14 protein-coding genes are annotated in these 15,732 nt (G+C 49.4%); 13 read left to right on the top strand and 1 reads right to left on the bottom strand.

The genetic code is table 11. The features are described from left to right. Window positions 1-3: 3 nt before the first annotated feature. The 12 genes from rpoZ to spoVM all read left to right on the top strand — a co-directional run bounded on the left by rpoZ (window position 4) and on the right by spoVM (window position 13,050). On the top strand, window positions 4-204 hold the full coding sequence (gene rpoZ, locus B9N86_RS19580; protein WP_208914808.1) for a DNA-directed RNA polymerase subunit omega: 201 nt from the start codon (window positions 4-6) through the stop codon (window positions 202-204). 183 nt (window positions 205-387) lie between these two features. Next, complete coding sequence (gene coaBC, locus B9N86_RS19575) at window positions 388-1,632, top strand: bifunctional phosphopantothenoylcysteine decarboxylase/phosphopantothenate--cysteine ligase CoaBC (RefSeq protein WP_208914807.1); 1,245 nt, start codon at window positions 388-390, stop codon at window positions 1,630-1,632. Continuing rightward, entirely contained in the window at window positions 1,632-4,160 is a 2,529-nt protein-coding gene (gene priA, locus B9N86_RS19570; RefSeq protein WP_208914806.1) for a primosomal protein N', read from the top strand. Before coaBC ends, priA begins: the two co-directional genes overlap by 1 nt. Before the next feature lie 41 nt (window positions 4,161-4,201). Then, window positions 4,202-4,699, top strand: a complete 498-nt coding sequence (def, locus tag B9N86_RS19565) for a peptide deformylase (protein WP_208920551.1) — start codon at window positions 4,202-4,204, stop codon at window positions 4,697-4,699. After that, window positions 4,696-5,637, top strand: a complete 942-nt coding sequence (gene fmt, locus B9N86_RS19560) for a methionyl-tRNA formyltransferase (RefSeq protein ID WP_208914805.1) — start codon at window positions 4,696-4,698, stop codon at window positions 5,635-5,637. Before def ends, fmt begins: the two co-directional genes overlap by 4 nt. 56 nt (window positions 5,638-5,693) lie before the next feature. Continuing rightward, on the top strand, window positions 5,694-7,019 hold the full coding sequence (gene rsmB, locus B9N86_RS19555) for a 16S rRNA (cytosine(967)-C(5))-methyltransferase RsmB (RefSeq protein ID WP_208920548.1): 1,326 nt from the start codon (window positions 5,694-5,696) through the stop codon (window positions 7,017-7,019). 135 nt (window positions 7,020-7,154) lie between these two features. Continuing rightward, complete coding sequence (rlmN, locus tag B9N86_RS19550) at window positions 7,155-8,195, top strand: dual-specificity RNA methyltransferase RlmN (protein WP_244562767.1); 1,041 nt, start codon at window positions 7,155-7,157, stop codon at window positions 8,193-8,195. A 7-nt stretch (window positions 8,196-8,202) separates the two neighbouring features. Beyond that, on the top strand, window positions 8,203-8,979 hold the full coding sequence (locus tag B9N86_RS19545; RefSeq protein WP_208914803.1) for a Stp1/IreP family PP2C-type Ser/Thr phosphatase: 777 nt from the start codon (window positions 8,203-8,205) through the stop codon (window positions 8,977-8,979). After that, a complete protein-coding gene (gene pknB, locus B9N86_RS19540) occupies window positions 8,976-11,198 on the top strand; it encodes a Stk1 family PASTA domain-containing Ser/Thr kinase (RefSeq protein ID WP_208914802.1) in 2,223 nt (740 codons plus the stop codon). The genes B9N86_RS19545 and pknB overlap by 4 nt, the downstream gene beginning before the upstream one ends. Window positions 11,199-11,235: 37 nt before the next feature. Then, a complete protein-coding gene (gene rsgA, locus B9N86_RS19535) occupies window positions 11,236-12,144 on the top strand; it encodes a ribosome small subunit-dependent GTPase A (RefSeq protein ID WP_208914801.1) in 909 nt (302 codons plus the stop codon). Window positions 12,145-12,148: 4 nt separating this feature from the next. Beyond that, the gene (rpe, locus tag B9N86_RS19530) at window positions 12,149-12,808 is read left to right on the top strand and encodes a ribulose-phosphate 3-epimerase (protein WP_208914800.1); all 660 of its coding nucleotides are present in this window, start codon (window positions 12,149-12,151) and stop codon (window positions 12,806-12,808) included. 161 nt (window positions 12,809-12,969) lie between these two features. Further along, window positions 12,970-13,050 carry a stage V sporulation protein SpoVM gene (spoVM, locus tag B9N86_RS19525; RefSeq protein WP_095263314.1) on the top strand — a complete coding sequence of 27 codons (81 nt, stop codon included), beginning with the start codon at window positions 12,970-12,972 and terminating at the stop codon, window positions 13,048-13,050. 305 nt (window positions 13,051-13,355) lie between these two features. Here the strand turns inward: spoVM and rpmB are convergent, their stop codons facing one another. After that, a complete protein-coding gene (rpmB, locus tag B9N86_RS19520) occupies window positions 13,356-13,544 on the bottom strand; it encodes a 50S ribosomal protein L28 (RefSeq protein WP_054957233.1) in 189 nt (62 codons plus the stop codon). 367 nt (window positions 13,545-13,911) lie between these two features. Between rpmB and B9N86_RS19515 the strand changes: the two genes are divergently transcribed. Continuing rightward, window positions 13,912-15,693 carry a DAK2 domain-containing protein gene (locus tag B9N86_RS19515; protein WP_208914799.1) on the top strand — a complete coding sequence of 594 codons (1,782 nt, stop codon included), beginning with the start codon at window positions 13,912-13,914 and terminating at the stop codon, window positions 15,691-15,693. Window positions 15,694-15,732 lie beyond the last annotated feature (39 nt).

Genomic DNA, 15,732 nt, shown 5'->3' with positions numbered 1-15,732 from the left:
ACTATGCTATATCCTTCCATCGATGAAATGATGAACAAAGTAGACAGTAAGTATTCGCTCGTTGTTGCGGCTTCCCGCCGTGCACGTCAGTTGCGCGAAGGTGAGAACAGTGAGCTGAAAAACCCGAAATCCCATAAACATGTGGGTGTTGCTCTCGAGGAAATCTACGGTGATTTCATTCGTGTTGAAAAGGGCGAAGAGTAAGCTTCCTGACATTTTAATAAGATGCTATACAAAAATGTGACAACCGAAAGGTTGTTATTTTTTTGAGAATATAAGCAATGTATAAGATTTTATTTATACTCGGCTTATATTCTCGCAGAAGCGGCTTACCGATATAAGTTTTGCTTCTTTGTTGTTTTAATACATAAAGCGGGGGGAGCAGTCATGTTAAACGGTAAAGTTATTGTGCTTGGAGTTACGGGCGGCATTGCGGCGTACAAGGCCGCTACGCTGTGCAGTAGACTCGTCCAAAAGGGGGCTGATGTGCATGTGATTATGACGTCCTCGGCCAAGCAGTTTATTACTGAGCTAACACTGCAGTCGCTTACTAAAAATCCGGTATACAGCGATACGTTTGATGAACGTGACCCTTCAGTCGTATCCCATATTCATCTGGCAGATCTGGCCGACTTGGTATTGGTAGCTCCGGCTACGGCCAACGTCATAGGCAAAATGGCAAACGGCCTTGCTGATGATATGCTTACGACTACACTTCTGGCAACTACGGCACCAATCATTATTTCCCCGGCAATGAATGTGCATATGTATTCACATCCCGCGGTTGTAGCGAACATGGAAACACTGGTTTCCCGCGGAGTATCGATGATCGAGCCCGGTGAGGGCCTACTCGCTTGCGGCTATGTCGGCAAAGGTCGTATGGAAGAGCCGGAAAGAATCGTTGAAGTGGTGGAAAGGTTTTTCGAACAGCAGGAAATGGACCGGGCGCTCTCTGGAAAAGATAAGGCAGAGGGGATTTTGTCAGGTAAAAAGGTAGTCGTAACCGCAGGCGGAACGATCGAACGCATTGATCCGGTGCGTTACATTACAAATGATTCATCTGGCAAAATGGGCTTTGCGATAGCCAAGGCGGCAAAAGAAATGGGTGCGGACGTTCATTTGATCGCAGCTCATACTGATGTATCTCTTCCGGAGGGTATAAAGGCGGAGCGGGTGGAATCAGCTCAGGACATGTATGAAGCTGTCATGCGGGAGTTCGATGACAGTGACCTGATCATCAAAGCTGCCGCGGTAGCCGACTATCGGCCGATGAAAGCAGCCTCTTCGAAGCTGAAAAAGCAGGGAGAGACCATGACGCTGGAGCTGGTCAAAACGACAGATATTCTGGAGACCATGGGCAAATCCAAAAAATCACAGTTTCTGATCGGATTCGCTGCCGAAACCAATATGGTGGAACAGTATGCGATGGACAAGCTGCGCCGTAAAAACTGCGATCTTATCGTAGCGAATGACGTTACAAAATCCGGCGTTGGATTTGGAACAGATACGAACAGTGTGCAAATATTCGACTCGGAAGGGCTCGCACTTCATCTTCCGCTCATGTCCAAGGAGGATGTGGCCCGGCGCCTGCTTACTTTGGCAGCTGAGCGAATGGCAAAGGGGGAATCTTGATGGAAATGGCCAGAGTGATTGTGGACGTTCCGTCCAAGGACACCGACCGGCCGTTTGATTATCTGATCCCAGAACGGCTTCGGCCGTGGGTTGAGGTTGGAAGTCGGGTAGGCGTCCCTTTCGGGCATCGGACACTGCAAGGTTTCGTTGTGTCTCTACATCCGCGTCCCGAGATGGATTATGCCAAAATGAAGCCAATCCAGGAAGTTCTGGACTTCGCTCCTCCGCTGTCCCCAGCGCTGATTAAGCTCAGCGAGTGGATGAAAGAGCGTTATGCGTGCCGTCAAATCACGGCACTGCAGTCCATGCTTCCAACAGCGCTTAAAGGGAAAGCGGAGCGTTATATTACACTCGGAAATCCTGATGAGGATAACAGCGGGCCGGAAGACGGCCTGTTTGCTGTGCTTCCCGAAAATGAAGTGGGGCAAGCGGTTTTGGATTTTGTTAAACAACGTGGTGAAGTCACATTAGAGCAAGTAAACCGGGCTTTCCCGAATGACTCAGATCAGATCAAAGCCTTGCTGGCACGGGGGCTACTGCTTGAGCATCAACAGATTAAGGACAAGCTGCAGAAAAAGACGATGAAAGCTGTGGAATTGGCTGTAGAAGTTGCAGAGGCACAGGAAGCGCTAGCGTCATTTCCGGCAAAAGCCCAGCGCCAAAAAGAAGTTCTCGCATATATCATTGAAATGGAATCATTCCTTCCTATAGCCATGAAAGAAGTGCTGTCTGCTCTCGGGGTGACAGCCGGAACCGTTAAAGCTCTTGCTGATAAAGGGTATATCCGGATCGAGGATATGGAAGTCTTTCGGGATCCTTATAAAGGCCGGGATTTTAAACCGAGCGAACCGCTTGTTCTTACACAAGAGCAACAGAAGGTGTACAGCCGAATTGTTTATAAGCTGGATGAGCGCCGGCATAGCGTCTTTCTATTACACGGGGTCACCGGGAGTGGGAAGACGGAAATCTATCTTCAGAGTATCCAGCGCTGCCTGGAGCAGGAACGACAAGCGATCGTGCTTGTTCCGGAAATCTCACTTACACCTCAGATGGTTGAACGATTTAAAGGACGTTTTGGAGATCTGGTTGCCGTGATGCACAGCCGGCTTTCGGACGGTGAGCGCTATGACGAGTGGAGAAAAATTCATGAGGGTCGCGCTTCGGTGGTCGTTGGAGCGCGTTCGGCTATTTTTGCACCTTTTGACCGCCTTGGATTGATCATTATGGATGAGGAGCATGAGACCTCCTATAAACAGGAAGAAACGCCGAAGTATCACGCCAGAGATGTGGCGATTCGCCGGGCATCAGAAACAGGCGCAGCCGTAATCTTGGGCTCGGCTACCCCTTCGCTGGAGAGTTATCATGCTGCCAGATCGCAATTCCAGGAGGATTTTGCACCGGAATTGCTGGAAATGCCGACACGTGCGTTAGGCAACCGGCTGCCGGAAGTTACTATTGTTGATATGCGTGAAGAGTTAAAGGAAGGTAATCGTTCCATGTTCAGCCGTCTTCTTCACGAGGCGATTGCGATCCGGCTAGAGCGGGGAGAGCAGACGGTGCTGCTGCTTAACCGGCGCGGATACTCCACGTTTGTGATGTGCCGCAGTTGCGGCTACGTGGCAGGCTGTCCGGAATGCGACATTTCACTGACATACCATCAGAAATCGAACAATCTACGTTGTCACTACTGTGGATATGCGCATCAGGCTCCGGAAGTGTGTCCGGACTGTGGAAGCGAGCATATCCGTTATTTCGGAACCGGGACACAGCGTGTCGAGGAAGAGCTTGCCAAACTGTTTCCGGGAATCCGGGTGATCCGGATGGATGTGGATACGACGACAGAGAAGGGTTCGCATGAAAAGCTGCTGAAGCAGTTTAGGGATAAAAAAGCGGATGTTCTGCTCGGTACCCAGATGGTAGCCAAAGGCCTTGATTTTCCGGATGTGACGCTTGTCGGTGTCATTACAGCGGATTCGGCACTGAACCTGCCAGATTTCAGGGCAGCTGAGAAGACGTTCCAGCTATTAACCCAGGTTGCCGGCCGTGCAGGCCGTCATCAGCTGCCGGGAGAGGTTGTCATTCAGTCCTATACGCCCGAGCATTATTCTATTATTCATGCGAGTGGACACGACTATCTGACGTTCGTTAAGGATGAGCTCAAGCACCGCAAGGCGCTGCATTATCCTCCATATTGCAGGCTTATTCTGGTGACACTATCGCATGAGCAGCTGCCGCTACTTGTCCGTCTCGCGGAAAATTATGCGGCAGATTTGAAGGGAAGGGCGGACCGAAGAGGCTGGTTCGGCAGTCTGGACCGTTTTGCCGCTGACGCCCTGGATGTTCTGGGGCCCGTAGCATCGCCTATTCCAAGGCTAAAAAATAGATACAGATTCCAATGTATGATAAAATGGCGTGGGACGATGGATGCTGTCTCGCTTGTCAGGCAGGTGGCTGAGGAGCTACAGGATTCGGTGCGTGACACGAAGTTGCAAATCAGCATTGACGTGGACCCGCAAATGTTAATGTAATACAGCATATTTTGAATGAAAAGTGTGAGGAAGGTGTCATGATGGCAATACGTATTATTGTTAAGGAACCGGATGAAGTGCTGCACAAAAAGGCCAAGGAAGTTACAAAAGTAACGCCAAACGTTCAGAAACTGCTGGATGATATGGCGGATACCATGTACGATGCGGACGGTGTTGGCCTTGCTGCACCTCAGGTTGGCATATTAAAACGTCTTATTGTGGTAGATGCGGGGGATGAGCATGGGTTGATCAAGATGATGAACCCGGAAATTCTGGAAAGTGAAGGCGAACAGTTCGGGCCTGAAGGCTGCCTAAGCATCCCTGGATGGAACGGCGATGTGCGCCGTGCCGAGCAGGTAAAGGTGAAGGGACTTGATCGCGAAGGTAATGAACTGATCGTGACGGCGACGGGTCTGCTAGCCCGTGCTTTTCAGCATGAAATAGACCATCTGAACGGGGTTCTGTTTACAGACATCGCGGAACGGGTGTACGAATATGATCCGAACCTGCCTCCACGGAGGGAGCTGGAAAACCGATGAATATCGTATTTATGGGTACTCCTGCGTTCGCCGTGCCCAGTCTCGACATGCTGGTGGCTGAAGGCTACAACATTACGGCAGTTGTAACGCAGCCGGACCGACCGCAGGGACGGAAAAAGGTACTTACACCTACACCGGTAAAGGAAGCGGCTTTGCGTCACGGCATTCCTGTATTGCAGCCGCAGCGCCTGCGCAGCCCGGAAGCGGTAGCTGAGCTTTCAAAATATGAGCCGGATATGATTGTTACGGCAGCGTACGGTCAAATTTTGCCGAAAGCCGTATTGGATATGCCTTCGCTCGGCTGCTTGAACGTTCATGGATCGCTCCTCCCTAAGTATAGGGGAGGGGCTCCCATCCAGCGTTGTATCATCAACGGGGAGAAGGTTACGGGCATCACATTAATGTATATGGCGGAAGGCCTTGATACGGGGGACATGATTGCCCGCGTGGAAGTTCCGATCCAGGATGACGACACCGCTGGAACGATGTTCGAGAAGCTTAGCATCACCGGAGCTTCTCTTCTGAAAGAGCAGCTTCCGTCTCTGACAGGTGGTAAGGTGCAGGCCGTTCCTCAGAACAATGAGGAGGCAACGTATGCCCCGAACCTGTCACGCGAAGACGAGAAGATTGATTGGACTCGCACATCCCGGGAAATCTACAACCAGATACGAGGACTTGTTCCGTATTCCGGTGGATTTACCCTTTGGAACGACGAGGTGTTCAAAGTATGGGCGGCTGCAGCTCCCGAGAACGGAAGTGCCGCCTCAGGCCAAGCTATTCCTGGAACGGTGCTCGACCTGAGCGAGAACGGGATCGTGGTGAAGACCGGCGACAGCTCCCTGACATTGTTATCGGTTCAGCCGAGCGGTAAAAAAGCGATGGATGCTGCACAGTTTAGCCGTGGGACAAGCATGACGCTCGGGACGGTGCTGACGTGAGCGGACGAGGAAACACCTCTCCTAGAGGGCGTACATTATCAGCCAGAGAACTGGCTATGAATGTTCTGACGCAGGTGGAGCAGGAAGGGGCATACAGCAATCTGCTGCTCAATACGGCCCTTCAGAAGGCTTCTCTTGAAAAGGGTGACGCCGGGCTTGCAACGGAGCTTGTATATGGAACGATATCCCGCCTGAACACCTTGGATTATTTCCTGGACCGGTTTGTCAAAAAAGGTACAGCCAAGCTGCAGCCCTGGGTAAGAGCGTTGCTACGGTTGAGCCTGTACCAGATTGTGTATCTGGATCGGATTCCGGAGCATGCTGTTGTCAGTGAGGCTGTTAACCTGGCGAAGCGGCGCGGTCATCAGGGAATATCAGGTATGGTCAATGGGGTGCTGCGAAACATACTCCGGCAAAAGGATGAGCTGGTTGTCCCTGATAACTTGCCCGCAGCGGACCGGATTTCTCTCCGTCATTCCCATCCGAAATGGCTTGTGGAACGCTGGATCGAACAATATGGAGAGGATACGGCTGAAGCGATTTGTGAAGCTAATAATGAGCCGCCTGCCGTTAGTGTCCGGGTCAATACAACGATGATCAGCCGTGATGGCATGTTGGAAGAGATGATTAACAGCGGTCTTGAGGCGGTACCCTCACAACTGAGTCCGTATGGAATTATCGTAAGAAGCGGTGGAAATATGGCCCATACAGACTGGTATCGTGACGGAATGATCTCCATCCAGGATGAGAGCTCGATGCTGGTCGCCGAGGCTGTTCATCCGGCCCCTGGCATGCGTGTTCTGGACTGCTGCGCCGCCCCAGGCGGCAAGACGGCTCATATGGGCGAAATCATGAAGGACGAAGGTTCCGTCATAGCCAATGATCTGCACTCCCATAAACAGAAGCTCATATCCGAGCAGGCGGAGCGGCTGGGTCTGGGCAGTATTATGACGGTTACAGGCAATGCGCTGGATTTAGCGAAAAACTACGAGCCTGAATCCTTCGACCGTATTTTGCTGGATGCACCCTGCTCAGGGCTTGGCGTGATCCGGCGGAAGCCGGATCTGAAATGGGTCAAGACGCCTGAGGATATTCAAGAAATTGCAAAACTGCAGGGTGAATTGCTGCAATCGGTATCCGGCCTTGTTCGGCCTGGTGGAGTACTTGTATACAGTACTTGTACAATCGAACCCGGAGAGAATGAAGGGACGGTTGCCGCATTTTTGGCCGACAATCCAAACTTTGAGGTCGCTGATGATGAAGCCGGTAGTATGAGCCGGGCATTGAAGAATGCACTCCCCCGAGGTGGGGGCGTGCAGATCCTTCCGCAGCATTTTCACAGTGACGGATTTTATATTGTGAGACTTCGCAGGCTCTCTTAAGGGCTCTGTTTGCAGGACAATAGGAATGGCCCGCCTTGCTGGCGGGTTTTCTCTTTTACCGTCTCTTTTATTTATGTTAGAATAGGAAGAATGAGAAAAGAGATGCATATGAATGAAAAAGACAGGTGGAATGAGATGAACCCTTTTATATACGATTTATCGCTTGAGGAGCTTCAAGCGTGGGCTCAGGACAATGGAGAACCCGCATTCCGCGGTTCCCAAATATATGATTGGTTGTATGTTAAACGCGTAGATTCCTTCGAAGAGATGACAAATCTTTCTAAAGATCTGCGCCAAAAGCTGGAGGAGCAGTTCAGTTTCGTAACTTTGAAAGAAATTACCAAGTTTGAATCAAAAGACGGTACAGTCAAGTTTCTGTTCGGACTGCATGACGATCATGCGATCGAGACCGTTATTATGAAACATAATTACGGTAACAGCATTTGCGTGACAACCCAGGTGGGCTGCCGAATTGGCTGTACGTTTTGTGCTTCTACCTTGGGCGGGTTGAAACGGGATTTAACATCCGGCGAGATCGTTGCCCAAGTCGTTCAAGCGCAGAAGATTCTTGACAAGAAAGGGGAGCGCGTCAGCAGTATTGTAATTATGGGCACCGGGGAACCGTTCGAGAATTATGAAGCAACGATGAAGTTTCTGCGGACCATGATTCATGAGAAAGGGCTGAACATCGGGCAGCGCCATATTACGGTGTCGACAAGCGGTATCGTACCTAACATCTATAAGTTTGCCGAGGAAAACACTCAAATCAACCTGGCGATATCTATCCATGCGCCGAACGATACTCTTCGTTCCAAGCTGATGCCGGTCAATCGGCGTTATCCATTCGATGATGTCATCGAAGCTCTTCGGTATTACCAGGCTAAGACAGGACGCCGCATCACGTTTGAGTATGCTTTGATCGGTGGTGTCAATGACCAGGCTGAGCATGCGGAAGAGCTGGCAGATGTAATTAAAGACATGAATTGCTACGTCAACCTGATCCCGGTCAACCACGTGCCGGAACGGAAGTACGTCCGCACGTCGCGCAACGATATTTTTAATTTTCAACGTACGCTCGCAGATAAGGGTGTTAATGTAACCATCCGCCGTGAACAGGGTCACGATATTGCTGCCGCTTGCGGTCAGCTTCGGGCCAAGCATATGGAGTTGAGGTGAGAATAATTTGATCAATACGGTTCATGTCAGCCATGTCGGACGGGTTCGGCAGGTGAATGAGGACTCTGTCCTGATCCGTCATTTGGAGCATGGCTATACACTCGGCATTGTAGCCGACGGCATGGGGGGTCACCTTGCGGGGGACACCGCCAGCAAGCTCGCGGTTCAGACCGTGGCTGAAGACTTATCTTCCCTGGAACCGGATATGTCCATGGACGGTATTCGGGCAGCGTTAAGCGACGCCATCCTGCATGCTAATGAAGTGATATATCAGGAAGCTTCCGCCGATGAGCGGCTGCACAACATGGGAACGACCATTGTAGCCGTGCTGCTTCGGGGCCATGAAGGTTATATCGGGCATATCGGTGATAGCCGTGCATATAAAATTTCAACAGGTCAAGTGATCCGGCTGACAGATGATCACACACTGGTCAATGAACTGTTTAAAAGCGGTCAGATTACCGAGGAGGAATTAGAGTCTCATCCGCGTAAAAATGTGCTGATACGGGCGCTAGGAACGGATATAGATGTATCTGTTGAATTGAGCCCGGTAGCCATTGAGGCGGGAGAGGTGCTGTTGTTATGCAGTGACGGGCTAAGTAATCCGGTTAGAAGAGACCGGATAGGACAAATTGTCGGCTCACTTGAACTTCCTCTGGAGGAAAAAGCAGACCGCCTGCTTCAACTGGCACTTCTCGCCGGAGGCGACGACAACATCACCGTCGCCCTGTTTGAACATCAAGAAGAAGGTGCTGGGCAACGTATAAAGGGGTGGAATTCATGATCGGACATGAATTGGCTGGTCGTTACAAGATCATAGAACGAATCGGCGGCGGTGGAATGGCGCTGGTCTACAAGGCACAGGATATTTTACTGAACCGAAACGTAGCGATCAAAGTGCTGCGGCAGCAGTTTGTGCACGATGAGGAATTTATCCGCCGTTTCAGGCGTGAGGCACAATCTGCGGCGTCATTGTCGCATCCGAATGTGGTCAGCATTTATGATGTTGGCCAAGAGGATGAAGTTCATTATATCGTCATGGAATATATCGAGGGCAACAACCTCAACGAAATCATTAAAGAGAGAGCTCCGCTTCAGGTAGACGAGGCGGTACGAATTGCTTCTCAAATTTGTGATGCACTGGATCATGCCCATCATAATCAGATCATTCATCGTGATATCAAACCGCATAACATTTTAATCGGTCGCAATGGCCGTGTAAAAGTAACGGATTTCGGTATTGCGAGAGCTGTAACTTCTACGACGATTACCCAGACAGGATCTGTTGTGGGTTCTGTGCATTACTTTTCCCCAGAGCATGCCAAGGGCGTAGCTACCGGAGAGAAGTCGGATTTATATTCTCTTGGTATTGTATTGTATCAAATGCTGACGGCACGTCTGCCGTTTCTCGGAGAAAGTCCGATCAGTGTGGCGCTTAAACATCTTCAGGAGGAATTTGATGAGCCTAGGGAAGTGAACCCGCTTATTCCTCAAAGTGTGGAGAATGTTATTCTGAAATCGATGCGTAAAAATCCGCAGGAACGTTATCAATCTGCGGAAGAAATGATGCAGGATCTGGAAACTTGTCTGCTGCCTAACCGGCGGAATGAGCCTAAGGTCGATTTCGAAGATGATGAGGATCAGACCCGTGTGATGCCTGCTATCAAAACGATGCAGCCTGGTAATCATGTTACTGCTCCCGTCTATGATCCTGAGGATGAAGAACCGGATAAGGAAGAAGTTAAGCCCGGAAATCCGAAGAAGAAATGGAAAAAACCAGCGCTTATAATCGGTTTAGTCCTTCTGTTTCTGGGTATCCTGGCTGGTGTAGTTATTTATGTGAATAAAATGCTGGTTGTGCCTGAGGTCACGATTCCTAGCGTAGTGAAAATGACAGAAGAAGATGCTGTTCGTACGCTGGAGGAACTGGGCCTTGTTGTTGATAACAATGTGATCAGACTTTACAAGCAGGGTGTAGACGAAGGTATTGTGTATGAGCAAAGTAAGAACGAAGGAACTGTCGTCAAGGAAGGTTCAATTATTCAATTATCGGTAGGAGCCGCCAAAGAGTTAAGCAAAATGCCGGAATTAAGCGGGAAAACGCTAGATGAGGTACTCAAGCTGCTGAAAGGCCAAAAGGTGAGCGAAGACCAGATTGATACAAATGAAGAGCACAGTGACAGCGTACCGGCAGGGGAGATCATTTCCCAGTTACCAGTTAGCGGTGAGGAATTTGATCCGGACACAGTCCAAGTCCGGCTGATTGTAAGTAAAGGCAAGCAATCTGTGACTATGTATAACCTGATCGGTAAGTCTCGAAGCGAAGCGGAGAGTCTGATTAGGGAGCTCGGACTTCGGGTAGGTACGGTGGAACCAGTACCAAGCTTCACCGTGAAAAAAGGTGAAGTTATCGAGCAGTGGCCTTGGGAACCAAACCAGCCTGCCACGCCGGGAACGGAACAAAGCTTGAAAGTAAGCTCGGGTTATCCGCCTGAAGCGTTGAACTATACCTTTAAGGTTCCGGTGGCACCTAACCGTGAGGGAGAGCAAAGCCAGATTCGTATCGTTTACTCTGATGCGCTAGGTGACAATCAGGAAGGGGAAAGCCGCACGATCACCACAACGGAGATTATTCCGGTGAAACTCCTACTAGCTCCGGAGAAAAACGGCTCGGTAGAAATTTATCGGGATGGCCGTGCGCTTGATACGTACTCGGTATTATATACCGACGCCAAGAACGGAACGGTGCCACAGCCTGAGATTGAAGCACCGCCTGTGCCTGAGGTTCCTGTCACTACTGATCCTCCACAGGAAGATATTGGTGGAGACAATGGTGGAGATCAGGGTACAGATCAAGGTACAGATCAAGGAACAGATCAGGGTGAAGAGAACGGTCATGAAGATGACTCGGCTTTATCCAATGAGGGTAAAGGTAAAGGCGATAAGATGAAGGATTCGAAGAAAAATCACGATGATATTGATGCCGCAGGATGGGGCAGGTAAGAAGTTTACACCAACTACACGAAAGTGAGGCCTGCATATGCTTGAAGGACTGATTGTTAAGGCACTGAGCGGATATTACTACGTCAAACCACTGCGAGAAGGCAATGTTGTATCCGGGGAAGACCCATCGGTTCAATGCAGAGCCCGCGGAATTTTCAAAAAAAGAGGTGTTTCTCCGCTTGTCGGAGATCGTGTAATGTACTCTTTGACCGAGAATGGGGAGGGGACCGTGGAAGAAATTCTTCCGCGGTCTTCCCAATTAATACGTCCTCCAGTAGCTAATGTTCATTTAGCCGTTCTTTTATTTTCAGTAAGAGAACCGGATATGAGCTTGCTGCTGTTGGACAAATTCCTCGTACATATTGAGCACTCTGATCTAAAGGCTCTAATCTGTTTAACGAAGCAGGATCTTGCCGATGATTCCGGTGACTCCACGGAAGAAGTAAAGCGTGTATACGAGAAGATCGGTTACGAGGTTATCGTGACGAGTTCGTTGCAGGGAGTCGGTACTGAGGAAGTCAAGGAACGGCTCGCGGGACAAATCAGTGTATTTTCCGGTCAATCGGGTGTAGGTAAATCCTCATTGCTCAATGCGTTAATGCCTGGACTGTCTTTGGAGACGAGTGAGATCAGTATGCGGCTTGGACGCGGACGTCATACGACAAGGCATGTTGAGCTGATAGAGCTGGATAATGGGGGCTTTGTCGCCGATACTCCGGGATTCAGTCAGCTGGATTTTCTTGAACTGGGCGTAGAGGAGTTGTCCAGCTGCTTCAGGGAGTTCATTCCTTATGCGGAGAATTGTAAGTTCAGAGGCTGTAGTCATACACACGAACCCGGTTGTCAGGTCATTCAGGCCAAAGAAGATGGAGACATCGCAGATAGCCGTTATAAACACTATGTTGATTTTTTTACAGAAATGAAAGACAAGAAGCGGAGGTACTAACGTTATGATTAAGATAGCGCCATCGATACTTTCGGCGGATTTTGCCAAACTTGGTGATGAAATTGCAGAAGCACAGGCGGGAGGAGCGGACTGGATCCATGTAGACGTGATGGACGGCCATTTCGTGCCTAATATTACGCTTGGACCTCCAATCGTTCAGGCGATCAGACCCCACACTACACTGCCACTGGATGTACATTTGATGATTGAGCAGCCGGAGTGTTATATCGCTGATTTCGCATTAGCTGGGGCTGACTATATTACTGTTCATGCAGAAACCTGCCCACATCTCCACCGTGTCATTCATTTGATTAAGGAGCACGGGGCTAAGGCTGGTGTAGCCATTAATCCGGGAACTCCTGCCCATGTCCTACAGGAAGTTCTGCCTGATCTGGATATGGTGCTCGTTATGACCGTTAACCCCGGTTTCGGCGGACAAGCTTTCATCGAGCGCACCGTGCGGAAAATTGAGCAGTTGAGAGAGTGGATTGCCAATTCCCCGAATCCGGGAATTCATATAGAGGTAGACGGCGGTATAACATCCGAGACGGCTCCGCTCGTAACGAAGGCCGGTGCAGACGTACTGGTGGCTGGAAGCGCCGTTTTTGGCAAGCCGGATCGCTCGTCTGCTATCGCAGAGATTCGCAAGAGCGCGCAGTTCTAAAGACGTAAGTCTGTGAGCTGGATGCATAGGGCGGAGATTACCCGCATAAATATGGTTACATGAGCTGGGTTCTCATGTAGCCTTTTTTGTTCGTGTTCACATCTATGGGCTTGGTGCATAAAATAACCTAGAAGGCATGAGAATGATGGGGAGGGTGAGACATGAAATTTTATACGTTCAAGCTGCCGAAGTTTTTGGGAGGTTTTGTGAAGGCCATTTTGAACACGTTTCACAAAGGCTGACAGCTTGTCCCGGCATAACAAAACCTCCGCCCGGGACAGCAACGGCGTGACTGTTACCGGGAAAGAGGCATTAAAAAAAGCACCTGCTGCGTTCAGGGTGCTTTTTGTTTAGTCACATGTATCTAAACGAAAGAAAAACTTCCTTGTCCCGCGCAGCCCTTTAGAAAGCTGGAGATTAAGAAAGTTTTTCTAAAAATATAAGAAAGTATTATATTTCCATTACTTGGCTTATATTTCTCGCAGAAACGCCATCGTCCTTCTCAATGGACGATGCAATCGTTTCTGCTTGTATGGGCATAGATTAATTATACGCGAGTCACTTTACCGGATTTCAAAGCGCGAGTGCTAACGTATACACGTTTTGGCTTGCCGTCTACCAGAATGCGAACTTTCTGAACGTTTACGCCCCAAGAACGTTTGTTGTGGTTGTTGGCGTGGGAAACGTGGTTACCAGTACCTGGTTTCTTACCTGTCACATAACATTTGCGAGACATAGATTACACCTCCTTGTTTCATAACCCTGCATAAAACAATACTTAAATATAATATCACAGTAAAAATTGCTGCGTCAACTATCCTAAAAACATTTATTTCTCTTTCCTCTTATAGTACAATGTTATTTAGTCCATAATATTTCCGAAGAAATACGGTGGGCTAATCGGTATGTCCCTCTCTTTGCAGAGTAAGCTGCCGAAGGCTCGTCAGACGCGAGGCCAGCCCATCACCGGCGTTGTGACTAATTCATTTAATCATAGCATGTCTATTATTTGTTGGGCGATGATCGGTTTAAGGCTCTGAAATAGAACAAAAAAACATACAATTAAAGCGTTATTTGTATCAAGCCAGGAAGGGGAATTCTCATTGAGTAAGCGTTCTTTGAATGGAACAGAATTTACCGCGATGGTTCTAGCCGGAGCGGAACAACTGCAGCTACATGCAGAACACGTCAATTCCCTGAATGTTTTTCCGGTGCCGGATGGCGACACGGGAACGAACATGAATTTGACGATGACTGCGGGTGTGGCCGAACTGAAAAGCAAGTATACGGAATCTTTAGGGCACAGTGCTGGTGTACTGTCGAAAGGGCTCCTGATGGGCGCCCGGGGGAACTCCGGGGTTATTTTGTCCCAACTGTTCCGCGGCTTCAGCCGTTATGCAGCTCCTTACACGGAACTGAACCCTAGTCAGTTTGCTACTGCGCTGCAGACGGGTGTAGAGGCAGCTTATAAAGCAGTTGTTAAACCGGTTGAGGGAACAATCCTCACGGTAGCGAAGGAAGCTGCCAAGCATGCTGTTTATTTTTCCCGCAGAAGCAACGATGTCGTGGAATTGATGGAGCAAGTATTGGCAAAGGCCAAGGAGACCCTATCCCAAACTCCGGATATGCTGCCGGTTTTGAAGCAGGTAGGTGTTGTGGACTCCGGAGGACAAGGCCTCGTATACATCTATGAAGGGTTTCTGAAAGCGCTGAAAAATGGTGTTTCTTCTTCAGAAGTGTCTCCCGCATCTGTAGAACAGACTGTATCACGGGTAGCTGTGACTGGTATTGTAACCCATCCGGATTTAGCGACGGTACAGGTTCCAGCTTCAGCACAATCGAGACTTTCGACGGAAGATATCGAATATTTGTACGATATGGAATTTTTCATTAACCGACAGCTGGGCAACGCCCAACCTGCAGAATTTGATGAAGATAAATTTAGAAAAGCGCTTTCCGTGAATGGTGATTCCATCATCGTGATCGCCGACGATGAAACGATTAAAGTGCACGTGCATTCCAAAGCTCCGGGTGAGGTGCTGAACCTAGCTTTGCTGTATGGCGAAATTACGCAGATTCATATTCTGAATATGCGTGAGCAGCACCGTGACCTGTTGTCTACAGGCATGGACATCGCACCGATGCCTGAGCTGTTTGCAGATATCCCGGCTGAAACCAAGACACCTGAAGCCCCGGCTGTTCCCCCTGCGGACGAGCTGGCACCATACGGTTTTATCGCTGTGTCGTCAGGTGAGGGCATTTCGAGTATTTTCAAAAGTCTTGGCGTAGATGTTGTACTGGCCGGCGGTCAAACCATGAATCCGAGCACGGAGGATTTTGTGAATGCGATAACGTCTATTTCCGCACAACAGATATTTATCCTGCCGAATAACTCCAATATTGTGCTTGCTGCACAACAGGCGAGAGAACTGCTGGAAGGAGAGCGCAGCGTAACCGTGATTCCGAGCAAGACGATTCCACAAGGGATTGCCGCCGCCTTTGAATTCCAGGAAGACGAGAGTGTCGAAAGCAATACCGATAATATGCTTGAAGCGGTTTCCCGTGTTCAATCTGGACAAGTAACGTACGCCGTACGGGACACCAATATTGACGAGCTTCAGATTAAGGCCGGAGAATACATCGGCATCCAAAATTCGAAGATCGTTGCAGCAGCACCAGATCTGCTGAACGCATGTCAGGAGTTACTCGGTAAAATGCTGAGTTCCGGAGATGAAATCATCACGCTTCTTACGGGTGAGGATGCAACCGAGGAAATCACAGAGGGTTTGATCTCTTGGCTTGAGGATAACTATCCGAATGCAGAAGTGGAAGTACACTATGGAGGACAACCGATTTACGCTTATCTGTTCTCTGTAGAAGTTTAATATATTTCTCGCAGAAACACCGTCGCCCTTTGAATAGGA

Source organism: Paenibacillus uliginis N3/975 (assembly GCF_900177425.1).
In the GTDB taxonomy this organism is placed as follows: Bacteria; Bacillota; Bacilli; order Paenibacillales; family Paenibacillaceae; genus Paenibacillus_AQ; species Paenibacillus_AQ uliginis.
Note: the sequence above shows the minus strand (reverse complement) of the source record. Positions and strands in the feature narration are given on the sequence as shown.